The sequence below is a fragment of the Staphylococcus sp. HMSC035D11 genome, assembly GCF_001836075.1.
Taxonomy (GTDB): domain Bacteria; phylum Bacillota; class Bacilli; order Staphylococcales; family Staphylococcaceae; genus Staphylococcus; species Staphylococcus hominis.
The window spans coordinates 1-1193 of the sequence record NZ_KV827267.1 but is presented as its reverse complement, the minus strand read 5'-3'; the positions used below and the strand labels follow the sequence as shown (position 1 = coordinate 1193).

The 1193-nt window shown below is 30.0% G+C and carries 1 protein-coding gene and 1 pseudogene; one reads left to right on the top strand and one right to left on the bottom strand.

Translation table 11 applies throughout. From position 1 onward, the window contains the following. Window positions 1–700 (top strand): annotated as a pseudogene (locus tag HMPREF2647_RS07905) (hypothetical protein); the annotation flags it as partial. 122 nt (window positions 701–822) lie between these two features. On the opposite strand, the gene HMPREF2647_RS11195 reads toward HMPREF2647_RS07905, so the two are convergent. Then, complete coding sequence (locus HMPREF2647_RS11195) at window positions 823–918, bottom strand: type I toxin-antitoxin system Fst family toxin (RefSeq protein WP_000889978.1); 96 nt, start codon at window positions 916–918, stop codon at window positions 823–825. Window positions 919–1193: the final 275 nt, after the last annotated feature.

The following is a 1193-nucleotide window of genomic DNA, read 5'->3' as shown; positions in this document are numbered from 1 at the left end:
ACAAGTAAACATCAAAATTCATCCATATGCAAATGTTAATAATTTAATAAAATTTCTCAAAGATGAGAACGGATTAGGATATTCAACATTGGAATGGATAAAAAAGCATCAAAATTTTAATTTGTCTAAATTTATTAACTTAATTAAGGATAGAGACAGCGAAGCTATATACGATGAGTATAAGGATAGTGGCTTGAAAAAAAATAAAGCAGATATCCTTTCAAATATGGACTATGAAAGAATTTTACATTTGGAATCAATCGAGCTAGAAAATATTATAGATATACAATTAAATGTTGGAAGTGATGAAAATATAGAATTCCGATCCCTGAATAAATTATCCAAAGGACAACAGTGTACTGCTATTTTAAATCTGTTAACTTTAAGTAATGATGACCCTCTTTTAGTGGATCAACCAGAAGATAATTTAGATAATTCTTTTATAACAAACAATTTAGTTGAAAATACCCGAAAATTAAAAATTAATAGACAATTTATCTTTGCTACACACAACGCTAATATACCTGTATTTGGTGACGCAGAATTAATTGTGACAATGGAAAATGAAAACGGACAAGGAATTATAAATAATGAAAGTTTAGGATCCATAGATAATAATTTAGTAAGAAATTCTGTCATTCAAATTTTAGAAGGTGGAGACATTGCTTTTAAGATGAGAAAAAATAAATATGGACTATAGTAGGTCTTTGCATTTCTCTACTAACCAGTGTTATAATTTAGTTAACAAGGAAACTAGCATAGATGCACCAATCCCCTCACTACGGCAATAGTGAGGGGATTTTTAGGTGTGGCTATAGTCGCCTATTTATTATTGCGATTACGTAGCCAATGCGTAAATAACGCAATAATACAACCACTGATGACTGTGGTCGTGATGTGAACAAGGATTTCTAGCATAGATTAGCACCTCCTCTCTGCGTCTGAATTGACGCCTGAGAGATAGGCGACCTACATATTATATCATCTCCGCATATACGATGATAGATAACTTCCGATAAGTCATTTTATGTAATGATAGTGAGATTCAGATCCATTTCTATGATATCTAGAGGCAAAAGAGATACTTTATAAGTATATTTCAAGTTTATTATAGTAATTAAACACATCACTATAAGTAAATAAATTTACTAGTTTACTAATGACTATTGCATTTTTAATAGAATTATTGATTT